The sequence below is a fragment of the Kitasatospora sp. NPDC091257 genome, assembly GCF_044757675.1.
Taxonomy (GTDB): domain Bacteria; phylum Actinomycetota; class Actinomycetes; order Streptomycetales; family Streptomycetaceae; genus Kitasatospora; species Kitasatospora lactacystinica.
In genome coordinates, this window is the sequence record NZ_JBIVVI010001912.1 from 1 (window position 1) to 1,014 (window position 1,014).

Sequence of the window (1,014 nt, forward strand, 5' to 3'; positions counted from 1 at the left end):
TCTACCACACCCCACCCCCGAACTACTTCGCCCTCTATTCAGACTTCAACCAGAGTGGAATGCAGTGGGTGTTCAAGGACACCGAAGGCCTCACCGATATCACATCCACGAGTCTTTACATCGGTGCCGCCTTACTGATCTCCTCGGTCTGCAATCGAACTAGCTACACCATCGAACTCTTTTCTGTCAAGGACGGCAGCGGCCTCAGCCAACTCGTCTACCCCGGCACCGCTGTCGACATCACCGCTCCCGGCCTCGACAACAATGTCAAGTCCTTCAACGTCTACCATGCCCCGCCTAACAACTACTTCTGCCTCTACGAAAATACGTTCTGCACCGGCAGGCAGTGGGTATTCCGGGCGCTCACGACCGACCCCGCCGGCGTCATCGCCATCACCGACACAGCCCTCTATGGTGACGCCTCCAGCGTGATCTCGTCCGTCAGCAACCAGACCTGGTACACCATCGAACTGTTCTCGAACAACGACGGCACCGGCACCAGTCAGCTTGTCTACCCCGACACCACTGTCAACGTCTACGCCCTCGGCCTCGAGAACCGCGTCACATCCGTCAACGTCTACCATGGTCCGCCCGCCAACTACTTCTGCTTCTTCGAGCACACTACTGGACTCGCCAGACAGTGGCTGTTCAAGGACACCGCCGGCCTCACAAGCTTCACCAATACCGCCGTTTTCCATGACCTCTCAAGCGTGATCTCCAGGTGCTCAAATCAGACAAAGTACACCCTGGAGATGTTCCAGAACGCCAACGGCACCGGCACCAGTCAGCTCGTCTACCCCGGCACCAACGTCAACGTCACTACCCCCGGCCTCGAGGACCACGTCACATCCGCCAACGTCTACCACGGCCCGCCCGCCAACTACTTCTGCCTCTACGAGGACCCCGACCAAGGCGGAACGCAGTGGGTTTTCAACGACGCCGCCGGCCTCACCGACCTCGCCTCGGCAAACCTCGGCAGGCCCTCCCAGGTTGCCTCCTCCATCAAAAACCTGA

General features: G+C 59.3%; 1 protein-coding gene. It reads left to right on the top strand.

What is annotated here, in order from left to right:
• Positions 1–68: 68 nt before the first annotated feature.
• On the top strand, positions 69–1,014 hold a 946-nt coding region (locus ACIQOV_RS42830; protein ID WP_401056721.1), incomplete at its 3' end, for a peptidase inhibitor family I36 protein.